Annotated in this window: 14 protein-coding genes; 11 read left to right on the forward strand and 3 right to left on the reverse strand. The window is 62.3% G+C overall.

What is annotated here, in order from left to right:
- The first annotated feature begins 200 nt into the window (after positions 1–200).
- From GV002_RS08835 to sucD, 5 genes are all read left to right on the forward strand, one after another.
- Positions 201–3,032: a 2-oxoglutarate dehydrogenase E1 component gene (locus tag GV002_RS08835; protein WP_160017953.1), complete on the forward strand. Its 2,832-nt coding sequence runs from the start codon at positions 201–203 to the stop codon at positions 3,030–3,032.
- A 64-nt stretch (positions 3,033–3,096) separates the two neighbouring features.
- Positions 3,097–4,317 (forward strand): 2-oxoglutarate dehydrogenase complex dihydrolipoyllysine-residue succinyltransferase, encoded by a 1,221-nt coding sequence (gene odhB, locus GV002_RS08840; RefSeq protein WP_160017954.1) that lies wholly within the window; start codon positions 3,097–3,099, stop codon positions 4,315–4,317.
- Between the two features lie 66 nt (positions 4,318–4,383).
- On the forward strand, positions 4,384–5,820 hold the full coding sequence (gene lpdA / locus GV002_RS08845; RefSeq protein WP_160017955.1) for a dihydrolipoyl dehydrogenase: 1,437 nt from the start codon (positions 4,384–4,386) through the stop codon (positions 5,818–5,820).
- A gap of 242 nt (positions 5,821–6,062) precedes the next feature.
- Positions 6,063–7,229, forward strand: a complete 1,167-nt coding sequence (gene sucC, locus GV002_RS08850; protein ID WP_037051889.1) for an ADP-forming succinate--CoA ligase subunit beta — start codon at positions 6,063–6,065, stop codon at positions 7,227–7,229.
- A complete protein-coding gene (gene sucD, locus GV002_RS08855) occupies positions 7,229–8,116 on the forward strand; it encodes a succinate--CoA ligase subunit alpha (protein ID WP_059392427.1) in 888 nt (295 codons plus the stop codon). Before sucC ends, sucD begins: the two co-directional genes overlap by 1 nt.
- 159 nt (positions 8,117–8,275) lie before the next feature.
- On the opposite strand, the gene GV002_RS08860 is transcribed toward sucD, so the two are convergent.
- Positions 8,276–10,348, reverse strand: a complete 2,073-nt coding sequence (locus tag GV002_RS08860; protein ID WP_160017956.1) for a TonB-dependent receptor family protein — start codon at positions 10,346–10,348, stop codon at positions 8,276–8,278.
- Between the two features lie 610 nt (positions 10,349–10,958).
- Between GV002_RS08860 and GV002_RS08865 the strand changes: the two genes are divergently transcribed.
- Positions 10,959–13,136: a PQQ-dependent dehydrogenase, methanol/ethanol family gene (locus GV002_RS08865; protein ID WP_160017957.1), complete on the forward strand. Its 2,178-nt coding sequence runs from the start codon at positions 10,959–10,961 to the stop codon at positions 13,134–13,136.
- Between the two features lie 64 nt (positions 13,137–13,200).
- Positions 13,201–14,634, forward strand: a complete 1,434-nt coding sequence (aldA, locus tag GV002_RS08870) for an aldehyde dehydrogenase (RefSeq protein WP_160017958.1) — start codon at positions 13,201–13,203, stop codon at positions 14,632–14,634.
- Between the two features lie 216 nt (positions 14,635–14,850).
- Here the strand turns inward: aldA and GV002_RS08875 are convergent, their stop codons facing one another.
- A complete protein-coding gene (locus tag GV002_RS08875) occupies positions 14,851–16,782 on the reverse strand; it encodes a sigma-54-dependent Fis family transcriptional regulator (RefSeq protein ID WP_160017959.1) in 1,932 nt (643 codons plus the stop codon).
- Between the two features lie 334 nt (positions 16,783–17,116).
- On the opposite strand from GV002_RS08875, the gene GV002_RS08880 reads away from it, so the two are divergent.
- The 4 genes from GV002_RS08880 (at position 17,117) to GV002_RS08895 (ending at position 21,833) form a co-directional block, all read left to right on the forward strand.
- Entirely contained in the window at positions 17,117–18,238 is a 1,122-nt protein-coding gene (locus tag GV002_RS08880; protein ID WP_160017960.1) for a gluconokinase, GntK/IdnK-type, read from the forward strand.
- A gap of 49 nt (positions 18,239–18,287) precedes the next feature.
- The gene (locus tag GV002_RS08885) at positions 18,288–19,565 is read left to right on the forward strand and encodes a TRAP transporter large permease (protein WP_160017961.1); all 1,278 of its coding nucleotides are present in this window, start codon (positions 18,288–18,290) and stop codon (positions 19,563–19,565) included.
- A gap of 57 nt (positions 19,566–19,622) precedes the next feature.
- Positions 19,623–20,636 (forward strand): TRAP transporter substrate-binding protein, encoded by a 1,014-nt coding sequence (locus GV002_RS08890; RefSeq protein ID WP_160017962.1) that lies wholly within the window; start codon positions 19,623–19,625, stop codon positions 20,634–20,636.
- A gap of 177 nt (positions 20,637–20,813) precedes the next feature.
- Positions 20,814–21,833, forward strand: coding sequence for a LacI family DNA-binding transcriptional regulator (locus tag GV002_RS08895; RefSeq protein ID WP_160017963.1), 1,020 nt, complete (start codon positions 20,814–20,816; stop codon positions 21,831–21,833).
- 2 nt (positions 21,834–21,835) lie between these two features.
- On the opposite strand, the gene GV002_RS08900 is transcribed toward GV002_RS08895, so the two are convergent.
- Positions 21,836–22,861 (reverse strand): lipase secretion chaperone, encoded by a 1,026-nt coding sequence (locus tag GV002_RS08900; RefSeq protein WP_160017964.1) that lies wholly within the window; start codon positions 22,859–22,861, stop codon positions 21,836–21,838.
- Positions 22,862–22,980: the final 119 nt, after the last annotated feature.

Here is a 22,980-nt window from a genome sequence, read left to right on the forward strand (position 1 = left end):
CTCGCAGTAAAGCCAGAGCCGCAGCCCACAAAGCCGCGGCTCATACTCGAAAAACATGACGACCAGCAGGGGCATCCGGGCTGGTACCCGGACTATCTGCGGGAACCCAAGTGGCTTTATCCGAGTCGCAGCATCATGACTTTGATCAGGACCATGCGGTATTCACGCCGGTGGTGTCCCCTTACCGAGGGTGACCAAGCATGCAAGAAAGCGTGATGCAGCGCATGTGGGACAGTGCCCACCTATCCGGTGGCAACGCTGCCTACGTGGAAGAGCTCTACGAGCTCTACCTGCACGATCCCAACGCTGTGCCAGAAGAGTGGCGCACTTACTTCCAGAAGTTGCCGACCGACGGCAGCGCTGCAACGGACGTATCGCATTCGACCATTCGCGATCATTTCGTCCTGCTCGCCAAGAACTCGCGTCGTGCCCAGCCGGTTTCCGCCGGGGCCGTCAGCAGCGAGCACGAAAAGAAGCAGGTGGAAGTGCTGCGCTTGATCCAGGCCTACCGCATGCGTGGCCATCAGGCCGCCCAGCTCGACCCTCTGGGTCTATGGGTGCGCACTGCGCCGTCTGACCTGTCGATCAACCACTATGGCCTGACCGACGCGGATCTGGACACCACATTCCGCACTGGCGAGTTGTATATCGGCAAGGAAGAGGCAACGCTACGCGAAATCCGCGATGCGCTGCAGCAGACATATTGTCGCACCATCGGTGCCGAATTCACCCACATCGTCGACTCCGGTCAGCGCAACTGGTTTGCCCAGCGCCTGGAAAGCGTGCGCGGTCGTCCGCAGTTTTCCGCCGAAGTTCAGGCGCATGTGCTCGAGCGCGTAACTGCTGCCGAAGGCCTGGAAAAATACCTGGGTACCAAATACCCGGGCACCAAGCGTTTCGGCCTGGAAGGTGGCGAAAGCCTGATTCCGTTGCTGGACGAGATCATCCAGCGTTCCGGCTCCTACGGCACCAAGGAAATCGTCATCGGCATGGCCCACCGCGGCCGCCTCAACGTTCTGGTCAACACCTTCGGCAAGAATCCGCGCGACCTGTTCGACGAGTTCGAAGGCAAGAAGACCGAAGGTCTGTCGTCCGGTGACGTGAAGTACCACCAGGGTTTCTCCTCCAACGTCATGACTGCCGGTGGCGAAGTTCACCTGGCGCTGGCGTTCAACCCCTCGCACCTGGAAATCGTTTCCCCGGTGGTCGAGGGGTCGGTGCGTGCTCGTCAGGATCGTCGCAGCGATGCCAGTGGCGAGAAAGTACTGCCGATCTCCATCCACGGTGATGCGGCCTTCGCCGGTCAGGGCGTGGTCATGGAAACCTTCCAGATGTCGCAGACCCGCGGCTACAAAACTGGCGGCACCATCCACATCGTGATCAACAACCAGGTCGGCTTCACCATCAGCAACCCGCTGGATGCGCGCTCTACCGAGTATGCGACCGACGTGGCGAAGATGATTCAGGCGCCGATCTTCCATGTGAATGGTGATGATCCGGAAGCCGTGCTGTTCGTCACTCAGCTGGCTGTCGACTACCGCATGCAGTACAAGCGTGACGTGGTCATCGACCTGGTCTGCTACCGCCGCCGTGGTCACAACGAGGCCGACGAGCCGAATGGCACCCAGCCGCTGATGTACCAGCAGATCGCCAAGCAGCGCACCACTCGTGAACTGTACGCCGACGCTCTGATTGCAGCTGGCGCGCAGAGCAGCGACGACGTGCAGGCCAAGATCGACGAGTACCGCACCGCGCTGGACAACGGTCAGCACGTGGTCAAGAGCCTGGTCAAGGAACCGAACAAGGAGCTGTTCGTCGATTGGCGTCCGTACCTGGGCCATGCCTGGACTGCGCGTCACGACACCCGTTTCGATCTGAAGACCCTGCAGGATCTCTCGGCCAAGCTGCTGGAAATCCCTGAAGGCTTCCTGGTTCAGCGCCAGGTGGCGAAGATCCTCGAAGACCGTCAGAAGATGGGTGCAGGCGGCTTGCCGATCAACTGGGGCTTCGCTGAGACCATGGCCTACGCCACGCTGCTGGTCGAAGGTCATCCGATCCGCATGACCGGTCAGGACATTGGCCGTGGCACCTTCTCGCACCGTCATGCGGTGCTGCACAACCAGAAGGACGCCTCGACCTACGTTCCGCTGAAGAACCTGTACGACGGCCAGCCGAAGTTCGAGCTTTACGACTCCTACCTCTCCGAGGAGGCGGTACTGGCCTTCGAATACGGCTATGCCACCACCACGCCGAACGCGCTGGTGATCTGGGAAGCCCAGTTCGGTGACTTTGCCAACGGTGCCCAGGTGGTATTCGACCAGTTCATCTCCAGTGGCGAAACCAAGTGGGGCCGTCTCTGCGGCCTGACCGTTCTGCTGCCGCATGGTTATGAAGGGCAGGGGCCTGAGCACAGCTCGGCGCGTCTGGAGCGTTACCTGCAGCTGTGCGCCGAGCACAACATGCAGGTCTGCGTACCGACCACCCCGGCACAGGTCTACCACATGCTGCGTCGCCAGGTGATCCGTCCGCTGCGCAAGCCGCTGGTGGTGCTGACGCCGAAGTCGCTGCTGCGTCACAAGTTGGCCATCTCGACCCTGGAAGATCTGGCCGAGGGCTCCTTCCAGACCGTGATCGGCGAGATCGATTCGCAGGACCCGAAAAAGGTCGAGCGTGTTGTCCTGTGCAGCGGCAAGGTCTACTACGACCTGCTGGAGAAACGTCGTGCCGAGGGTCGTGAAGACATCGCCATCGTGCGCCTCGAACAGCTCTATCCGTTCCCGGAAGATGATCTGGCTGAAGTGCTGGCGCCCTACAAGAACCTCAAGCACATCGTCTGGTGTCAGGAAGAGCCGATGAACCAGGGTGCCTGGTATTGCAGTCAGCACCACATGCGTCGCGTCGCTACTGCACACAAGAAGTCGCTGTTCCTGGAGTACGCCGGTCGTGATGCGTCGGCAGCGCCCGCTTGTGGTTATGCGTCGATGCACGCCGAGCAGCAGGAAAAACTGCTGCAGGACGCCTTTACTGTTTAACGCCTTCATCCGGCAGGTGGCGAGTGCCACCTGCCGGTAAACCGAATTTAAGGAAACACATACAATGGCTATCGAGATCAAAGCCCCAACCTTCCCGGAATCGGTTGCCGACGGCACCGTGGCCACCTGGCACAAGAAGCCGGGCGAAGCGGTCAAGCGTGATGAGCTGATCGTCGACATCGAAACCGACAAGGTCGTGATCGAAGTACTGGCCGAGGCCGACGGCGTTCTGGCTGAAATCATCAAGAACGAAGGCGACACCGTTCTTTCCAACGAACTGCTGGGTAAGCTGACCGAAGGCGGCGCTGCCGCCGCTGCTCCGGCTGCCGCACCGGCCGCCGCCGCTTCGGCTCCAGCTGCTGCTCCGGCTGCCGCCGCTGGCGACGACGCCATCCTCTCGCCGGCCGCGCGCAAGCTGGCCGAAGAGAACGGCATCGACCCCAACAGCATCGCCGGCACCGGCAAAGGTGGCCGAGTGACCAAGGAAGACGTGGTCGCTGCCGTCGAAGCCAAGAAGAACGCCCCGGCGGCTGCCAAGCCTGCCGCTGCTCCGGCCGCTGCTGCTGTCGTCGCCGCTGGCGACCGCACCGAGAAGCGTGTGCCGATGACCCGCCTGCGCGCCAAGATTGCCGAGCGCCTGGTCGAGGCTCAGTCCTCCATGGCCATGCTGACCACCTTCAACGAAGTCGACATGACTGAAGTCATGGCCCTGCGTTCGAAGTACAAGGACCTGTTCGAGAAGTCCCACAATGGCGTGCGCCTGGGCTTCATGTCGTTCTTCGTCAAGGCCGCCACCGAAGCGCTGAAGCGCTTCCCGGCAGTCAACGCCTCGATCGACGGCAACGACATCGTTTACCACGGCTATGCCGACATCGGTGTTGCCGTGTCCAGCGACCGCGGCCTGGTCGTTCCGGTACTGCGCAACGCCGAGCAGATGAGCCTGGCTGAAATCGAGAGCGGCATCGCCACCTTCGGCAAGAAAGCCAAAGACGGCAAGCTGTCGATCGAAGAAATGACCGGCGGCACCTTCACCATCACCAACGGTGGTACCTTCGGTTCGATGATGTCGACGCCGATCGTTAACCCGCCGCAGGCAGCCATCCTGGGTATGCACAACATCATCCAGCGCCCGATGGCGATCAATGGTCAGGTGGTGATCCGCCCGATGATGTATCTGGCGCTGTCTTACGACCACCGCCTGATTGATGGTAAGGAAGCCGTGACCTTCCTGGTGACCATCAAGAACTTGCTTGAAGACCCGGCTCGCCTGCTGCTGGAAATCTAAAAGCCAGTCTCCTCCACGGCGGCCCTGTTCTCAGGGCCGTCCGGTTTATTCGAGAAGGAATACGTTATGACCCAGAAATTCGACGTGGTAGTCATCGGTGCCGGCCCTGGTGGCTATGTAGCCGCCATCAAAGCAGCGCAACTCGGCCTGAAGACTGCCTGCATCGAGAAGTATCAGGGCAGCGACGGCAAGGTCGCGCTCGGCGGCACCTGCCTGAACGTCGGTTGCATTCCTTCCAAGGCGCTGCTGGACAGCTCCTGGAAGTACCACGAAGCGAAAGACGGTTTTGCCGTTCATGGTATCGAAGCCAAGGGCGTGACCATCGACGTCCCGGCCATGGTGGCGCGCAAGAACACCATCATCAAGAACCTCACCGGCGGTGTTGCCGGCCTGTTCAAGGCCAATGGCGTGACCCTGCTCGAAGGCCACGGCAAGCTGCTGGCCGGCAAGCAGGTCGAAGTCACCGGCACCGACGGCAAGACCCAGGTGGTCGAAGCTGCTCACGTGATCATCGCCTCTGGCTCCAAGCCGGTCGAGATCCCGCCGGCCCCGGTTGATCAGGATGTCATCGTCGACTCCACCGGTGCCCTGGAATTCCAGAGCGTACCGAAGAAGCTGGGCGTCATCGGCGCTGGCGTGATCGGTCTGGAGCTGGGCTCGGTATGGGCTCGCCTGGGTGCCGAAGTCACCGTCCTGGAAGCCATGGACAAGTTCCTCGCCGCTGCCGACGAGCAGGTTGCCAAGGAAGCCCAGAAGACCCTGACCAAGCAGGGCCTGGATATCCGCCTGGGCGCTCGCGTAACCGGTTCGGAAGTCAAGAAGAAGCAGGTCGTCGTCAGCTTCACTGACGCCAATGGCGAGCAGAAGATAACTTTCGACAAGCTTATCGTTGCTGTAGGTCGTCGTCCGGTGACCACCGATCTGCTGGCTTCCGACAGCGGTGTGGACCTGGACGAGCGCGGCTTCATCTTCGTCAACGACCAGTGCGAAACCAGCGTTCCGGGCGTATACGCCATCGGTGACGTGGTGCGTGGTGCCATGCTCGCGCACAAGGCCTCGGAAGAGGGCGTGATGGTTGCCGAGCGTATCGCTGGCCATAAGGCACAGATGAACTATGACCTGATCCCGTCCGTGATCTACACCCACCCGGAAATTGCATGGGTCGGCAAGACCGAGCAGCAGCTGAAGGCCGAAGGTGTTGCCGTCAACGTCGGCACCTTCCCGTTCGCTGCCAGCGGTCGCGCCATGGCGGCCAACGACACCGGTGGCTTCGTCAAGGTCATCGCTGACGCCAACACCGACCGCGTACTGGGCGTTCACGTGATCGGCCCAAGCGCTGCCGAGCTGGTACAGCAAGGCGCGATCGGCATGGAATTCGGCACCAGTGCCGAAGACTTGGGCATGATGGTCTTCTCCCACCCGACCCTGTCCGAGGCGCTCCACGAAGCGGCCCTGGCGGTCAACGGTGGCGCGATTCACATCGCCAACCGCAAGAAGCGTTAAGCGAAATGGCCGGCAGTGGCCGGTCACTGCAGTAGTTGTTGTAAGCCGCCGTGGCAGGCGGGGCGTCGTGTAATCGCCTCATCGCTACGGTGGTGTTTGCAAGCAGAACCACGTCGGGTGGCTCGCGTCGAGTTCGACTCGCAGCGGCAAAGCCCGGCGGACTGCTTCGGCAGTCACAGGTGGCGCGGTATCACAAGTACAGCGCCGAATGCGCAATACCTAAACGAAGACGGTAGACAAGCATGAATCTTCACGAGTATCAGGGTAAGCAGCTGTTCGCTGAATACGGCCTGCCCGTATCCAAGGGCTTCGCGGTAGACACCCCGGAAGAAGCCGCAGAAGCCTGCGAAAAAATCGGCGGCAGCGAGTGGGTTGTCAAGGCTCAGGTCCACGCTGGTGGCCGCGGTAAAGCCGGTGGCGTAAAGCTGGTCAAGAGCAAAGAAGACGCCAAGGCCTTCGCCGCCAACTGGCTGGGCAAGCGTCTGGTGACTTACCAGACTGACGCCAATGGTCAGCCGGTCAGCAAAATCCTGGTCGAATCCTGCACCGACATCGCCAAGGAGCTGTACCTGGGCGCTGTAGTGGACCGCTCCAGCCGTCGCATCGTGTTCATGGCTTCCACCGAAGGTGGCGTGGACATCGAGAAAGTGGCCCACGAAACCCCTGAGAAAATCCTCAAAGCCACCGTTGATCCGCTGGTCGGCGCTCAGCCGTACCAGGGCCGCGAGCTGGCTTTCCAGCTGGGTCTGGAAGGCAAGCAAGTCGCTCAGTTCGCCAAGATCTTCGTAGGTCTGGCCAAGCTGTTCAAAGATCACGATCTGGCTCTGCTGGAAGTCAACCCGCTGGTCATCAAGGCCGACGGTGACCTGCACTGCCTGGACGCGAAGATCAACATCGACGCTAACGCCATGTACCGTCAGCCTAAGCTGAAGACCTTCCACGACCCGTCGCAAGACGATCCTCGTGAAGCCCACGCTGCCAGCTTCGAGCTGAACTACGTGGCCCTGGAAGGCAACATCGGCTGCATGGTCAACGGTGCCGGCCTGGCCATGGGTACCATGGACATCGTCAACCTGCACGGCGGCAAGCCAGCCAACTTCCTCGACGTAGGTGGCGGCGCAACCAAAGAGCGCGTGACCGAAGCCTTCAAGATCATCCTGTCCGACAGCAACGTCGCTGCCGTTCTGGTGAACATCTTCGGTGGCATCGTTCGTTGCGACATGATTGCCGAAGGCATCATCGGCGCGGTGAAAGAAGTCGGCGTGAAAATCCCGGTGGTCGTCCGCCTGGAAGGTAACAACGCTGAGCTGGGCGCCAAGGTCCTGGCTGAAAGCGGCCTGAACATCATCGCGGCAACCAGCCTGACCGACGCTGCTCAGCAAGTCGTCAAAGCTGCGGAGGGCAAGTAATGAGCGTCCTGATCAATAAAGACACCAAAGTCATCTGCCAGGGCTTCACCGGCTCGCAGGGTACTTTCCACTCCGAACAAGCCATCGCCTACGGCACCAAGATGGTTGGCGGCGTGACTCCGGGCAAAGGTGGCACTACCCACCTGGGCCTGCCAGTGTTCAACACTGTCAAAGAAGCTGTCGAAGCCACCGGCGCTGACGCTTCGGTCATCTACGTTCCGGCTCCGTTCTGCAAAGACTCGATCCTGGAAGCTGCATTCGGCGGCATCAAGCTGATCGTCTGCATCACCGAAGGCATTCCTACCCTGGATATGCTGGATGCCAAGGTCATCTGCGACGAGCTGGGCATTACTCTGATCGGCCCGAACTGCCCGGGCGTGATCACTCCCGGCGAGTGCAAGATCGGCATCATGCCGGGTCACATCCACCTGCCAGGCAAGGTAGGCATCGTGTCGCGTTCCGGCACCCTGACCTATGAAGCCGTTAAGCAGACCACCGACGCCGGTTTCGGTCAGTCCACCTGCGTGGGCATCGGCGGTGACCCCATCCCGGGCTCCAACTTCATCGATATCCTGAAGTTGTTCCAGGAAGATCCGAAGACCGAAGCGATCGTCATGATCGGTGAGATCGGCGGTTCGGCTGAAGAAGAAGCGGCTGCCTACATCAAGGCCAACGTCACCAAGCCTGTAGTTTCCTACATCGCTGGTGTGACCGCTCCTCCCGGCAAGCGCATGGGCCATGCTGGCGCCATCATCTCCGGCGGCAAGGGCACTGCAGACGAGAAATTCGCTGCACTGCAAGACGCTGGCGTGAAAACCGTGCGTTCCCTGGCGGACATCGGCAAGGCCCTGGCCGAGCTGACCGGTTGGGAAGTCAAGAAGGCCTAAGCCTTCGCTGACTGCTCGCAAAAAAGGCCACCCTCGGGTGGCCTTTTTTGTTTTTGAACGCGTGCGTATCTGGCGATACGCATCTTCTGACGCCTTATCCCGCAAGCGGGGCAGGGGGCTTCAGGCCGGGCATTGGATGCACATATGCGCCGCCAGCTTTTAGTCGAACTGGTACTGCACGCCCGCGCCAACATACCAGGCGCGCTCGGGACCAGGTTCGTAGTAGCGGCCGTTGCCGTCACCGACTATCACCGACCCGATGTATTCCCGATCCAGCAGGTTGTCGATGCGCAGCACCTGGTTGAAGGTCAGCGCACCGGCCTTCTGCTCGAAGCGTGCCTGCCAGTTGAACAACGCATGGCTGGGCGCCGCCTTGGCGGTATTGCTGTCCTCGACATAGAGCTTGCTGCGGTACAGACCTTCGATGGCGGTGCTGAAGCCCTCGACCGGTTGCCAGGCCAGTTCGCCATACAGCGTACGTGCGGGAATGCCGGGCAGATGGTTACCGTCTTCGATCAGCCGGCCGTTGCTGGTGAAATCCTTGCTGTAAGTGGCATCGATCTGGGTGTAGGCGAGGTTGGCACGCAAGGTGTCGCTCAAGCGGCTTTCCAGTGCCAGCTCGACGCCCCGGCGGCGGGTCTGTGCGGCGTTCTGGAAGCGACTACGGCCACCGTTGGCGGACTCCACCACCAGTTCGTCGTCGGTGTCGATCTGGAACAACGCCAGCTGCAGGCTGGTCGCTTGTGCGAGGCGGGCCTTGAGGCCGACTTCAATTTGTTCGCTGGTGGCCGGTTTCAGCTCGAAGCCGAAGCTGTTGCCGGGGCCGGAATAGGACAGCTCGTTCAGCGTCGGCGTCTCCAGCCCCTTGCCCCAGCTGGCATAGATATTCAGAGCCGGCAGCAGGGCATAACTGGCGCCCAAGGTTGGCGTCAGCTCGCGGTAGGTGACCGAGCCGCTGTCGTCGCCATTGCTCAGGAAGCGGTCATCCACGTCGAACTCCACCTGGCTGTGGCGTAGACCAGCCTGTAGGTCGAGTTTGCCCAGTTGCCAGGCTGCCTGGACGTAGGGCGACAGACTGGTGACCTCGTTGCGCTCGTCGCGGCGCAGATTACCTTTCACCCCCAGGGTGGCGCCGACGAAGTTCTCGTAGCCCTGGCGGTCATCGCGCGAATAGTCGTAGTCCAGGCCGGTGGTGACGGTCAACAGGCTGCTGCCGAGATTGAACGACTGGATCCAGCGATTGCCGATGCCGTGGAAGCGCCGCTCGAAGTCGATCACGCCGCCTGACTGAGACGCCGGTGCCTGCACAAAGACAGGAATCGACTGGTACTGAATCACCCGCCGTGTGCCGCTGTAGAGCGTGCTCTGCCAGGTGCCAGCGGCGAAGCTGCGCTCGTAGTTGAGGGCGAATTGGCGATGATCGACAGTCTTGCGCGTATCGAACTGCAGTGCGCTGGGCGCGGCAGATCGCCGATCAGCCTGTACCTGATCCCAGGTCAGACCCTGCGGGTCCTGGGTGTCGTTCTGATCCAGTTCGCTGAAGCTCAGGCTGAGCTTGCTGAGGTCATCCGGGTACAGAGTCAGCTTGGCGAAGGTCTTGTCGAGGATGGCGCCGCTGTGGTCGCGGTAACCGTCGGTCTCGAAATGCGAGCGGTTGATGATGAAACCAGCTTTGTCGTTGCCGCCTTCGGCTGAAACGCGGGTACGGTTGGTGCCGTAAGCGGCCTGGGAAGTATCGAGCGCGACCTTGGGGGTACCTTCGCCATCGCGCGAGAACAGCTGGATGACTCCACCGGAGTTGCTGCCGTAGACGCTGGCGAATGGCCCGCGCAGGACCTCGATGCGCTCCAGGGTGTCGAGGTCAAAGGTCGCTGCCTGGCCCTGGCCGTCCGGGTTGGACAGCGGCACACCATCGGCCAGCAGCTTGATGCCGCGAATGCCGAAGGCCGAGCGGGCGCCGAAGCCGCGTGAGGATATCTGCAGGTCCTGCGCGTAGTTCTGCCGGTTCTGCACCACCAGCCCCGGCACACTGCCGAGCGCCTCGGAAAGATTGACGCCTGGTTTACCCAGAGTGGCCTGTTCGGCATCAATGCGGTTGACCGAGAAGGGCAGTTGCCAGCCGCTGGCCTGGTAGCGGCTGCCGGTGATCACCAGTTCGTCGATCTCGTAGGGCGTCTGCTCGGCCAGTGTCAGTCCTGGGAGCAGGGCGATGCAGGTCAACTTGAGGCGCATGTAGCGATCCTTTTTCAGGTTCTTCTTTTACGTACCGTTGCAGGTGCGGTTGATGTTCACCGCGGCGCAAACGTTGCCAGCGCTACGTGGCGTCGGCAGGGCTAGGCCATCGCAGGCCGCTGAATCAAGTGATATCCATGGGTCGTGCCAGGTTTGATGAATGATTGGCGAGCCGCGTGAGCGCAAGGCTTGAGTTGTCCCGAAAACACCGTCCAATGACCATGGCCAGAAGGTTCGCAGCGGCTGCGACATTGGTCGTGGTGCTTTGGTTGCATGCCGGCGCCGCGAGGCCTGCGTGGCTTCGGACGTGCAAAAGAGCCTCGAAGGGTAGCAGGCGAGCCCCCGAGATACGGTCGTGAGCGAGGCGAATTTGTTTCCACGCATTTTGCCACTGCTCTGTGGCCTGCCGCTGTAGCGTCGCTGCGACAGCTGTCGCGTTCGACGCTACACCTGTTGCGCGCCAGTGCTGCGTCCGTTGTCTCCGTCAAAGGCGCAAGACCCCGGCAAACAAAGGCTTCAGCCATTCTCACGGGCCTGGCACAGCCATTGCTCCAGCGCTTGCAAGCCGCGATATCGAGTTCGCGGTCACAACAAGAACTGGAGAAAAACCATGAGTTCGATTGGCCTCGACCTGCCTATCGCCCGCTCGACGTTCGACAGGCAACCCACCTTGTGCCTCCCGCGTACTGCCCTGGTCGCAGCCTTGCTGTTGACCGGCTTCTGTCAGGCGGTGCAGGCCGCCGATGTTGACGGCGAGCGCATCATCGCTGCCGACCAGGAGCCCGGTAACTGGATGAGCCATGGGCGTACCTATGATGAGCAACGCTACAGCCCGCTGGAGCAGATCAACCAGCAGAACGTCGACAAGCTCGGCCTGGCCTGGAGCTACAAGCTGGACATCGACCGTGGTGTGGAAGCCACGCCTATCGTGGTCGATGGCGTGATGTACACCACCGGGCCGTTCTCGGTGGTCTACGCACTGGATGCGCGTAACGGCAAGCTGTTGTGGAAGTACGACCCGAAATCCGACCGCAGCCGTGCCGGTGAAGCCTGCTGCGATGCGGTCAACCGTGGCGTGGCAGTATGGAAGGGAAAGGTTTACGTCGGTGTGCTCGACGGCCGCCTTGAGGCCATCGACGCCAAGACGGGCGAGCGCGTCTGGTCGGTCGATACCCGCGCCGATCACAAGCGCAGCTACACCATCACCGGCGCGCCTCGTGTGGTGAACGGCAAGGTGATCATCGGCAATGGTGGTGCCGAGTTTGGCGTGCGTGGCTATGTCACTGCTTATGACGCCGAGAGCGGCAAGCAGGCCTGGCGTTTCTATACCGTGCCGGGAGATCCCAAGCTGCCGCCGGAAGACAAGGCCATGGAGATCGCCGCCAAAACCTGGCATGGCGATGCCTTCGCCGAGCAGGGTGGGGGTGGTACCGCCTGGGATTCCTTCGCTTTCGATCCGGAGCTGAATCTGCTCTACATCGGCGTCGGCAATGGTTCGCTGTGGGATCCAAAATGGCGAAGTGAGGCCAAGGGCGACAACCTGTTCCTGTCCTCCATCGTCGCCATCAATGCCGATACCGGCGAGTACGCCTGGCACTACCAGACCACGCCGGGCGATGCCTGGGACTTCACCGCAACCCAGCACATGATCCTCGCCGAGCTGCAGATCGATGGCAGGGAACGCAAGGTGCTGATGCAGGCGCCGAAGAACGGCTTCTTCTACGTCATCGACCGTGCCACCGGCGAGCTGCTGTCGGCCGAAAACATCGTGCCGGTGAACTGGGCCAAGGGCATCGACATGAAGACCGGTCGGCCCATCGTCGACGACGAGGCCGCCGCCTACTGGAAGGACGGCAAGCGCAAGCTGGTGACCCCGGCGTTCTGGGGCGCGCACGACTGGCACCCGATGTCGTTCAACCCCAAGACCGGCCTGGTCTACATTCCGGCGCACATCATGTCCGCCTACTACGAGCACATCCCGGAGGCGCCTGCGCGCAACCCGTTCAAGAGCATGTACCAGCTCGGCCTGCGCACCGGCATGATGCCGGAAGGCCCGGATGGGCTGCTGGAGATGGCCAAGACCTGGTCAGGCAAGCTGATCGCCTGGGATCCGGTGAAGCAGCAGGCGGCCTGGGAAGTGCCCTATATCACGATCTTCAACGGCGGCACGCTGAGCACTGCCGGCAACCTGGTGTTCGAGGGCAGCGCCGATGGCCGCGTGATCGCCTACGCCGCCGAGGATGGCAAGAAGCTCTGGGAGCAGCCGGCTGCCAGTGGCGTGATGGCTGCGCCGATCACCTATTCGGTGGACGGTGAACAGTACGTCACCTTCATGGCCGGCTGGGGCGGGGCGTTCTCCACTTTCGCTGGTGCCCTGTCGCTACGGGCCGGCGTGCAGCCTTTCGCCCAGGTGCTGACATACAAGCTCGGTGGCACAGCCAAGTTGCAGGAGCCTGCACCGCCTGCCGATGCGCCGAAGCCACCAGCGCTGACCGCCGATGCTGCCACCGTCGAGGCGGGCGCCAAGCTGTATGACGGCTACTGCTCGCAATGCCACGGCATCCATGCGGTGAGCGGCGGCGTGCTGCCGGATCTGCGAAAGATGGCGCCGGAGAAGCATCAGATGTTCCTTGGCATCCTCTACGGCGGCCGCGTGCCGGACGGCATGCCGTCGTTCGCCGAGGCCTTCGATGCCAAGCAGGTCGATCAGATCCATCAGTACCTGATCAAGCGTGCTCACGACCTTCAGGAAGAAGGCGACGCCTGGAAGAAATTCAGCGCCAACTGACCCATGCGGGCGCGCGTCTTCCTGGCGTGCGCTCGTCCGCCAACTCCATGCAGCGAGAGCGACCATGAGCGAAACCACATACCAGAATTACATCGACAATACCTTCGTTGGCAGCGACAAGCTGATCGAAGTGCGCAATCCGGCCAACGGCGAACTACTGGCGCGTATCCCCGAGGCCAGCAACGAGCAAGTCGAGCGCGCCATCGCTGCGGCACGCAAAGCGCAGAAGGGCTGGGCCGCCAAACCGGCTATCGAACGTGCCGGCTATCTGCGCCGCGTCGCAGAGAAGGTACGTGCCAACGCACCGCGTCTGGCCCAGATCATCACCCGCGAAGGCGGTAAGGTGCCGGCGCTGGCCGAGGTGGAGGTCAACTTCACCGCCGACTATCTGGATTACATGGCCGAATGGGCACGTCGTCTCGAGGGCGAAGTGCTGACCAGCGACCGTATTGGCGAACACATCTTCCTGCTGCGCAAGCCACTGGGCGTGGTGGCCGGCATCCTGCCATGGAACTTCCCGTTCTTCCTCATCGCGCGCAAGATGGCGCCGGCGCTGCTGACCGGCAACACCATCGTCATCAAGCCTAGCGAGGAAACCCCGATCAACTGCTTCGAGTTCGCCAAACTGGTGGCTGAAGTGGGCCTGCCGACCGGTGTGTTCAACGTTGTCGGCGGCACTGGCGCAGGTGCCGGCAGCGCCCTGACCAGCCATGCCGGAGTCGACCTGATCAGCTTCACCGGCAGCGTCGGTACCGGCTCGCGGATCATGGCCGCTGCCGCGCCGCACATCACCAAACTCAACCTTGAGTTGGGCGGCAAGGCGCCGGCCATCGTTCTGGCCGATGCCGACCTTGACCTGGCGGTGAACGCCATCAAGGCCTCACGGGTGATCAACAGCGGACAGGTGTGCAACTGTGCCGAGCGCGTCTACGTCGAGCGCAAGGTGGCCGACCAGTTCATCGACAAGATCGCCTCGGCGATGGCCGTCACTCGTTATGGTGATCCGTCTGCCCATGCCGACCTGGATATGGGCCCGCTGATCAACCAGGCCGGCCTGGACAAGGTGGCGCAGATGGTGCGCACGGCGGTCGGGCAGGGCGCCCAGGTGATCACCGGCGGCGCGGTGGCTGATCTGGGCCAGGGCTTTCACTACCAACCGACCGTGCTGGCCGGCTGCGCCAGCGACATGGAGATCATGCGCAAGGAAATCTTCGGCCCGGTCCTGCCGATCCAGATCGTCGATGATCTGGACGAAGCTATCTTGCGGGCCAACGACAGCGAGTACGGGCTGACCTCGTCGATCTACACCCGCAATCTCAGCGCCGCGCTCAAGGCTAGCCGCGAGCTGGACTTCGGCGAGACCTACATCAACCGCGAGAACTTCGAGGCGATGCAGGGCTTCCACGCCGGTACGCGAAAGTCCGGGATCGGTGGCGCGGATGGCAAGCACGGGTTGTACGAGTACACCCACACCCATGTGATCTACGCACAGGAATAAGGCGCGACGTTTGGGGTGGCCAGTGCGTGAGTGCTGGCCCGCTCTTTTTTGCGTGTTCAGCGAGGGTGGGCAAGCTCCGTTGGCAGGATGCATGGCCAGAATTCTGCGGGATGCGCTGCAGCGGTGAAAATCGCGGCTGAAGCCCCGCGCGGTCATCTGCAACTCCATTTCTGGTCGCAGCTCCGCAGGTTGGGCTTTAGCCCACCAACAGCACGATCAGAACAACTCGTTGGGCTGTACGATGCCGTACTTCTTCATCTTGCGATACAGGGTCGAGCGGGCCACGCCGAATGCCTCGGCTACCGCGCTGATATTCCAGCGGTGCTCGCGCAGAGCAGTCTGCAAATGGCGCGCTTCGTCATTCTCCAATCGGCTAGCGAGGTTCCCTTCGACCACCCGCGCAGTTGCGCTGAGCAGGGCAGACTGCTGCAGTTCTGCCGGCAGGCAGTCCACGTCGATGCGATCATCCTCAGCCAGCGCTGCTGCATAACGCAGGCAGTTGGACAACTGACGGATGTTGCCGGGCCAGGGATAGTCGAGCAGACGCTGGCGCGCGGCGTGGCTCAGACGAAACGGGCCGTGGCTGCTCAGCAGGTTGTCGATCAGGGCATCACGATCACTGCGCTCGCGTAACGCCGGCAGGGCCAGGGGCATACCGCTGAGGCGGTAGAACAGATCCTCGCGAAATATCTTGCTGGCGATCATCTGCGCCAGATCCTGGTGCGTGGCGGAGATCACCTGCACATCCAGCGGCACCGGGGTTTCGGCGCCAAGCGGGAAGATCTCGCGCTCGGCCAGCACGCGCAGCAGACGGGTCTGCAGGTGCGCCGGCATATCGCCGATCTCGTCGAGAAACAAGGTGCCGCTGTTGGCCAGTTCCAGCTTGCCCTTCATGCCCTTCTTGTTAGCGCCGGTGAAGCTGCCGCCGCGATAGCCGAACAGCTCGCTCTCGATCAGGCTTTCGGGAATCGCCGCGCAGTTCAGTGCCACGTACGGGCCACGGGCACGTGCGCTGGCCTGGTGGATGGCGCGAGCGAAGGCTTCCTTGCCGGTGCCGGTCTCCCCAGTGATGAGGATCGGGATGTCCTTGTCTAGCACCTTGCGCAGGCGCCGCACGCCGTCCTGCAGGCGTGCATCGTTACCGCTCAGGCGTTGCAGGTCTGGGTGTTCGCCGTTGTTGGCAATTGCGCTGCGTGCGCGTGTCTGAGGCTGTACGGCCGGGATGCGCAGGCTGACGCCGACCGGCGCGTCGTCTTGCAGGGTGCGCAGGTTGAGGCTGCGTGCGCCGCCGTTGCTCAGGCTCACCAGCTCGTCGACGCCTGCCGTTAGCAACTGGTCGATACGGCTGCCGAGCAGGTCGATCCGCCGCTCATGCTGATAGCTGACGAAGGCTGCATGGTTGGCACCTATGACTCGTCCTTGTTCGTCGAGGGCCAGCAATTGTTCGTTGGCCAGATCGCTGATGTCGTCATGGGATTTCACCGACAGCGTCATGCGGTCGCGATAGCGCTGGCGGAAACTGGCGTTCTCGATCATTCGCGCATACATAACCACCAATTGCAGGGTGAGATATTGCGTTTCCTTGGGGCCCTCGCTGTTCAGACAGGTGGCGTTGAGGCAGCCGCGCAGCACGTTCTGCGCATCGTAGATGGGCGCGACCGAGCAGCTCAGGCGGAAATTGGAAATCAGGAAGTGCTCCTGGTGATGGATGGTCATCGCCTGGCGCGAGGCCAGTGCGGTGCCAATGCCATTGGTACCGACCGTGGATTCGTCCCAACAGGCGCCGACGATCAGCCCGGCCTGGGTGTAGGCGTCGTACTGTAGGGGTAGGCGAGTGTCGAGGGTGACCCCGTGCTCATCGCTGAGCAGTACCGCGAACCCGGCTGGAACCACGCGTCTGGCGAGCCCGGTGACGCCCTGGCCGGCGATGCTCAGGTAGTCCTGATGCGCATGCTGGTGTTCACGCAATTCATCTGCGGTCAGTACGTGTTTCTCGCCAAGGCCGTAAGGATCGAGGCGATGTTGCATCACGCTGCGGTACCAGGAGCGGGCGATCTGCTCGTCGGGATGGACACTTCGCTCTGGAAAATGATCGGCCACGAAAGCGATGAGATCACTGGGGCATACCCCAGATGCATGGATGCTCATGGGCACTCCTGACAATAGTGCGTTGGCTCGTAGCCTCTTGTTGTTTTGGCGGTTCGTCCTGTGGTGCGCGGATGAGCCCTGAACGCATACAACTCTAGCTGCATTGACACAGGTTGGGAACCAATAGGTCGAGCCGCGACCATGTCTTCAATAGCGGTTTTGCCGAGCTTTGTGGGTGGTTCAAGGGCCGTGAAAGTGTGTGCAAGCTGTATCCAAGTCGACTGGCAGTGCCTCGAAAATGTTGAAAGAAGAGGGTTGTCGAACGATTTGGATAGCGCTAACATCCGGATCAAACAATGAGCGGCGCCACCTCGATGGTGCCCATGGAGTTCCCATGCAACAGCAGTCTTGCGCATTGCCTGCCCGTACCACCCTGGTGGTCATGGGGGTCAGTGGCTCCGGCAAGAGCGAGATCAGCCAGGCGGTCGCCACCGCACTCGGTTGGCGCCATATCGAAGCCGATCATTTCCATCCTCCCGAAAACGTAGCGCGCATGCGCGCGGGCATCCCGCTGAGCGACGAAGACCGTCGCCACTGGCTGGACGCGCTGTGCGAACAGATGCTGGCTGTGCAGGCTGCAGGTGAATGCTTCGTGCTGGCTTGCTCGGCGCTCAAGCATGCTTACCGCGAGCGCCTGCGTCAGGCGGTTCCGGGCTTGCAGTTCGTGCACCTGGATATCGATCACGCCACCGCCGTACAACGTGTCGGCGCTCGGCCTGGGCACTTCATGCCGACTTCGCTGGTCGACAGTCAGTTCGCCACCCTCGAAAGCCCGGCAGGTGAGCCGCACGTACGAGTCGTCGATGCGCAGCAGTCGCGGCAAGCGTTGGTGGCCGATATTCAGGCCTGGGTTCGTCGCGAAACCGTGGAGGTCGTCTCGAGCCATGACCAGGATATTCTCGATAGCGAAATTGATAGCGCTAACCAAGCGGCCCAGCTAGGCGCCGAGCCGATCTATGAAGGTCGCATCGCACGCGTGTTCGATCGCCTGACCGATGGTTTGATGGCGGTGCTGATGGCCTTCATGGTGGTGGCGGTGTTCACCAACGTGGTGCTGCGCTACGCCTTCGGTACGGGCTGGCCGGGTGCCGAGGAGCTTTCGCGGTTGGCGTTCGTCTGGCTGGTCTTCGTCGGTGTGGCCTCTGGTATGCGCCGTGGCGAGCTGATGACCTTCCGCATGATTCGCGACCGCTTCCCGCTGCTAGCGCAGCGACTGGTGGATTCGCTGAGCTGGATTCTCGTGGCAGGCGCGAGCCTGCTCTCGGCCTTGGGCGCCTGGAATCAGGTGCAGTTCGGCTGGGGCAACGTCAGTACCGTGGTTGGTTATCCGGTGGTGCTGGCGATGCTGCCGGTGCTGGCGAGCATGCTGGTGCTGGCGATTCTGGCGGTGGTGCAGTTGGTCAACCTCTGGCGGCGTGCGCCGCAGGCGACATTGACCCAGGCGCACGTCGAATGATGCTGGCTCCATTCCAACAAGACGGGCACTGCCCACCGAGGACCTGTCGATGACTGTCGCGGTATTTCTTTCTTCCCTGCTGGGGTTCATGGCATTCGGCATGCCCATCGCCTTCGCCCTGATCCTGACCGCCGCTGTGCTGATGTGGTACCTGGATTTCTGGGACGTGCAGTTGCTGGCGCAGAACCTGCTCGCCGGCGCTGACAGCTTCCCGCTGCTGGCAGTGCCGTTCTTCATCCTGGCCGGTGAGCTGATGAACGCCGGCGGCATTTCCCGGCGCATCATCGCCATGGCTCAGGCCTACTTTGGCCATCTGCGCGGAGGCCTCGGCTACGTTGCCATTGCGGCCGCCGTGCTGCTGGCCAGCATGTCCGGCTCGGCATTGGCCGACACCGCTGCACTGGCTACCTTGCTGTTACCGATGATGCGCCAGCGCGGTTATCCGGTGCATTCCTCGGCGGGCCTGGTGGCTGCCGGCGGCATCATCGCGCCGATCATTCCGCCGTCGATGCCGTTCGTGATTTACGGCGTGGTCACCAACACGTCTATCAGCCAGCTGTTCATGGCGGGGCTGGTGCCGGGGCTGATCATGGGCGCAGGTCTGATCATTGCCTGGACCCTGATCGCCCGTGGTTTCACCGAGCCAACGCCGCCCAAGGCCAGCGCTGCAGAGCGCCGCCGGGTGCTGATCGACGGTGCGGCGGCGCTGATGTTGCCGGTGATCATCGTCGGTGGTCTGCGCTTCGGTATCTTCACCCCTACCGAAGCGGCGGTGGTCGCTGCGGTCTACGCCCTGGCCGTTTCCACCTTGCTCTACCGCGAACTGAGCTGGAACGATCTGATGGAAACCCTGACCCGCGCCAGCCGCACCACGGCGTCGGTGATGTTCCTATGCGCCGCTGCCACGGTATCGGCCTACATGATCACCCTGGCGCAGTTGCCGGACGAGATTGGTGCCATGCTCGGGCCGCTGGCCGAACACCCGCGACTGCTGGTGCTGGCGATTATGCTGCTGATGATCGCAGTAGGCATGGTGCTCGACCTGACGCCGACCATCCTGATTCTGGCGCCGGTACTGGCTCCCATCGCGATCAAGGCTGGTGTCGATCCGGTGTACTTTGGCGTGATGTTCGTGCTGATCGGCTCCATTGGCCTGATAACCCCGCCAGTCGGCACCGTGCTTAACGTCGTCGGCGGTATCGGCAAGTTGCGCATGGAAGTGCTGGTACGCGGTGTCATGCCGTTCTTCCTGATTTACCTGATCATCGTCGCGATGCTGGTGGCGTTTCCGTCCATCGTCACCGTGCCGCTGGCCTGGCTGCGCTGAGTTGACCTGACGGCGTTGGCGCGCCGACATCATTCACAACAATAAGAGGTAGACCCGATGAAACGTCCACTGCTCGCCATCCTCACCGCTGCCATGCTGTGCAGCCCGCTCGCCAGTTTCACCGCCCATGCCGATGACGTGCGCTCACGCATGATCCGCTTCGGTTACGGCCTCAACGAGAACAGCAATCAGGGCCGTGCGGCCAAGCTGTTCGCCGAGGAGGTCGCCAAGGCCTCCGACGGCAAACTCAAGGTGCGCACCTTCGGTGCCGCCAGCCTGGGCTCGGACGATCAGATGCAGAGTGCGCTGATTGGCGGCGCGCAGGAAATGATGGTCGGCTCCACCGCAACCCTGGTGGGCATCACCAAGGAAATGGCAGTGTGGGACACGCCATTTCTGTTCAGCAGTGCCGAGCAGGCCGATGCCGTGCTCGACGGCCCGGTTGGCCGCCAGGTGATGGACAAGTTGGAGGAGAAAGGTCTGGTCGGTTTGGTGTACTGGGAGAACGGCTTCCGCAACCTGACCAACAACACGCGGCCGATCAGCAAGTTGGAGGACTTTTCCGGCGTCAAACTGCGCGTGATGCCCAATCCGGTATTCCTCGAGACCTTCAAGCTGATGGGCGCCAATGCCGTGCCGTTGCCATTCTCTGAGCTGTTCACCGCGCTGGAGACCAAGGCCGTCGACGGCCAGGAAAACCCCTTCAACACCATTCTTTCCTCGAAGTTCTACGAGGTGCAGAAGTACCTGACCGTGACCAACCACGTGTACAGCCCGTGGATCGTCACCGTGTCCAAGCGCTGGTGGGATGGTCTGTCGCAGGCCGAGCAGAACATCCTGCTGGAGGCGGCCAAGAAGGCGCGTGACTTCGAGCGTAAGGACACCCGCGAGGAAGCAGCCCGTGCCCTGGCCGAGCTGAAAGACAAGGGCATGCAGATCAACGAAGTGGAGCCGACCGAAGTGCAGCGCATGCGTGAGCAGGCCGCGCCGGCGATCCAGAAGGTCGTCGAGACCGTCGGTCAGCAACTGTTCGATCAGGTGCAGGCTGAAGTCGAGAAGGCCGCCCTATAAGGGCTTGCCCAGGATCGGCTCGGCCAGTGCGCCGCTGATCCTGGGCAGGTTCGCAGTTTCGCGGGGCACGCAGGTGGTAACGCTCCTTGCATGGTGGCGTTACCCCGGGCGGCGTGTCCTGCGCTTTATTCCCCGGCGGGGCTGGTAGAATCGACCGCTGAAGTCAATGGAGGCGCTATGAGTCAACGCCGTCGCCGGTCCGCAGAACGTGTCACCTTGTCCGACGTGGCCAAGGCCGCAGGCTGTTCGTTGATGTCCGCCTCGCGCGCGCTGTCGCAGCCGGGGCGGGTGTCTGATGCGTTGCGCGAGCAGGTGATGCGCGCCGCCCAGGCGCTGGGTTACGTGCCCAACCCGGCAGCGCGGGCATTGGCCAGTTCACGCTCGAACCTGGTGGCTGTGGTGATCCCGTCGCTGTCGAACTCGGTGTTCGTCGATACCGTGGAGGCCATCCAGCGGGTGCTGATGCCGGCCGGCTTCGAAATGATGATCGGTGTCAGTCACTACCGGGTCGAGGAGGATGAGCGTCTGTTGCGTTCCTATCTGGCGCACCAGCCAGCTGGCCTGCTGCTTACGGGGTTCGAGCGCAGCGACGCGGCGCGCGAAATCCTCGGCGCCAGCAGTTGCCCATTGGTGACGTTGATGGAGCTGAGCGAGGAGCCGGAGGATTACTGCGTCGGCTTCTCTCAGGTCGAAGCCGGCGCTGCGATGACCCGTGCCCTGGTGCAGCGTGGTTACCGCCATATCGCCTTTGCCGCAGCGCAGCTTGACCCACGCACCTTGCAGCGTGCAGAAGGCTATCGTCAGGTGATGCGCTACCTCAATCGACATGACCCGGCGCTGGAATTGCTGACGCCAGAGTTGTCATCCATTGGCTTGGGCGCCGAGTTGCTCGACCGTCTGCTGGCGCAGCAGCCGCAGATCGATGCGGTGTTCTTCAACAACGACGACCTGGCCATGGGGGCGCTGTTCCGCGCGCGTCAGCTGGGCCTGGATGTGCCGGGAAGCCTGGCCATCGCCGGCTTCAACGATTTGCCGGCCGCTGCCTGGATGCATCCGGCCTTGAGCACCGTGCGTACCACCCGTGGTCGTGTCGGTGAGCTGGCGGCGAACATGTTGCTGGCGTTGATGCGTGGCGAAACGCCGGAGCAGCACTGCATCGACGTCGGCTTCGAGCTGGTGATGCGCGACAGCGCCTGAGGCTACTGTTTCCTGTTGGCCGCCGCCAGTTGCTCGGTGGCCTCCAGACGCAGGCGCTCACGTTCATCGAAGCGCTCTGCAGCCAGCGTCTCGATCGCCGTGCGCTTGTCGCCGCTGCTGAGCCCCTCATTGGCCTCAATCTTCGCCTTGGCAGTGATGTAGTCATCCAGACGCTTCTGCCAACTCTGTCGTTGGCTATCCAGCGCCTCCAGGCGCGTGGTGGCTTCGGCGCCTACCAGTTGCTGACGCATCTGGCGGATCTGCGCCGTGCTGGCGCCTTCGGCCAGCAGGCGGGCGGTGTGCTGCCGCAGTTCCTGTTGCAGTTGCGGCACTACGGCGTCCTGCAGTTCTTTGGGCAAGGATGCACGCAGGCGGTCGACGGCAGCACCTTTCTCTTCTGCGCTCATTCTGCTGTCGTGCTGGATGGCCAGGCGCTCCAGGGTGAAGCGGTTGTAGCCTTCCTCGCGGGCGAAGAAGGCCTGGTGGGTCTCGCTATCGAACAGACGCGCGCGCAGCGCCTGCACAGCGCTCTCACGCTGGCGCATGGCATCCAGATTGGCCATTTGCGGCAGGTCGCGCTCCAGCAGCACCAACTCACGCTTATAGCTCAGGTATTGGTCCAGCAGCGTCTGCGCGTGGGCTCGTGCAGGTTCCTGCAAGCTGCTGTCGATGTAGTTGCGCAGGCGCGACACGCTGGCATCCAGGCTTTCCTCGCCGATGCTGGCGAGGAAGTAATCGAAGATGCGGCGGATGTCTTCGCTGATGATCAGATTGCCGCCGGCGTCCACGCGAAAGCTGCCGTCGACTTCGGTGCCGACGAAGGAGCTGGGCAGGGCCAGCGTGGTGGCCTTCTTCCGCGTCTCGTTGATAGTCGGCGTTGCGGCCTCTGTAGCCGGCTCCGCTACAGGCTGCGTAGCCGTGGCGGCGGGAGGCGTGAATGGGGTCGGCTGGTGTCCGGGTTGCAGGTAAAGCATCAGCGCCAGGCCGGCGGCGATCAGTAGCGGCAGGACGAACAGGGTTTTCTTCACGGCAGGTTCCAGTAGGGCGTCGGATCGGGATCGCTCCTGATCCGAACTAGGGCTTAGAGCAATACCTGTAGGGTGCGCCGTGCGCACCGGATTGTCGGTAACGCTGGCATTTCGGTGCG

It is taken from the genome of Pseudomonas sp. 8O (genome assembly GCF_902506495.1).
Classification (GTDB): Bacteria; Pseudomonadota; Gammaproteobacteria; order Pseudomonadales; family Pseudomonadaceae; genus Aquipseudomonas; species Aquipseudomonas chaetocerotis.

What these genes read in the sequence shown, in the direction of transcription:
- sucC (WP_037051889.1), top strand. Translation starts at nt 6,063, where the DNA reads ATGAATCTTCACGAGTATCAGGGTAAGCAGCTGTTCGCTGAATACGGC.
- lpdA (WP_160017955.1), top strand. Translation starts at nt 4,384, where the DNA reads ATGACCCAGAAATTCGACGTGGTAGTCATCGGTGCCGGCCCTGGTGGC.
- GV002_RS08895 (WP_160017963.1), top strand. Translation starts at nt 20,814, where the DNA reads ATGAGTCAACGCCGTCGCCGGTCCGCAGAACGTGTCACCTTGTCCGAC.
- sucD (WP_059392427.1), top strand. Translation starts at nt 7,229, where the DNA reads ATGAGCGTCCTGATCAATAAAGACACCAAAGTCATCTGCCAGGGCTTC.
- GV002_RS08880 (WP_160017960.1), top strand. Translation starts at nt 17,117, where the DNA reads ATGCAACAGCAGTCTTGCGCATTGCCTGCCCGTACCACCCTGGTGGTC.
- GV002_RS08835 (WP_160017953.1), top strand. Translation starts at nt 201, where the DNA reads ATGCAAGAAAGCGTGATGCAGCGCATGTGGGACAGTGCCCACCTATCC.
- GV002_RS08860 (WP_160017956.1), bottom strand. Translation starts at nt 10,348, where the DNA reads ATGCGCCTCAAGTTGACCTGCATCGCCCTGCTCCCAGGACTGACACTG.
- GV002_RS08875 (WP_160017959.1), bottom strand. Translation starts at nt 16,782, where the DNA reads ATGAGCATCCATGCATCTGGGGTATGCCCCAGTGATCTCATCGCTTTC.
- odhB (WP_160017954.1), top strand. Translation starts at nt 3,097, where the DNA reads ATGGCTATCGAGATCAAAGCCCCAACCTTCCCGGAATCGGTTGCCGAC.
- aldA (WP_160017958.1), top strand. Translation starts at nt 13,201, where the DNA reads ATGAGCGAAACCACATACCAGAATTACATCGACAATACCTTCGTTGGC.
- GV002_RS08885 (WP_160017961.1), top strand. Translation starts at nt 18,288, where the DNA reads ATGACTGTCGCGGTATTTCTTTCTTCCCTGCTGGGGTTCATGGCATTC.
- GV002_RS08890 (WP_160017962.1), top strand. Translation starts at nt 19,623, where the DNA reads ATGAAACGTCCACTGCTCGCCATCCTCACCGCTGCCATGCTGTGCAGC.
- GV002_RS08865 (WP_160017957.1), top strand. Translation starts at nt 10,959, where the DNA reads ATGAGTTCGATTGGCCTCGACCTGCCTATCGCCCGCTCGACGTTCGAC.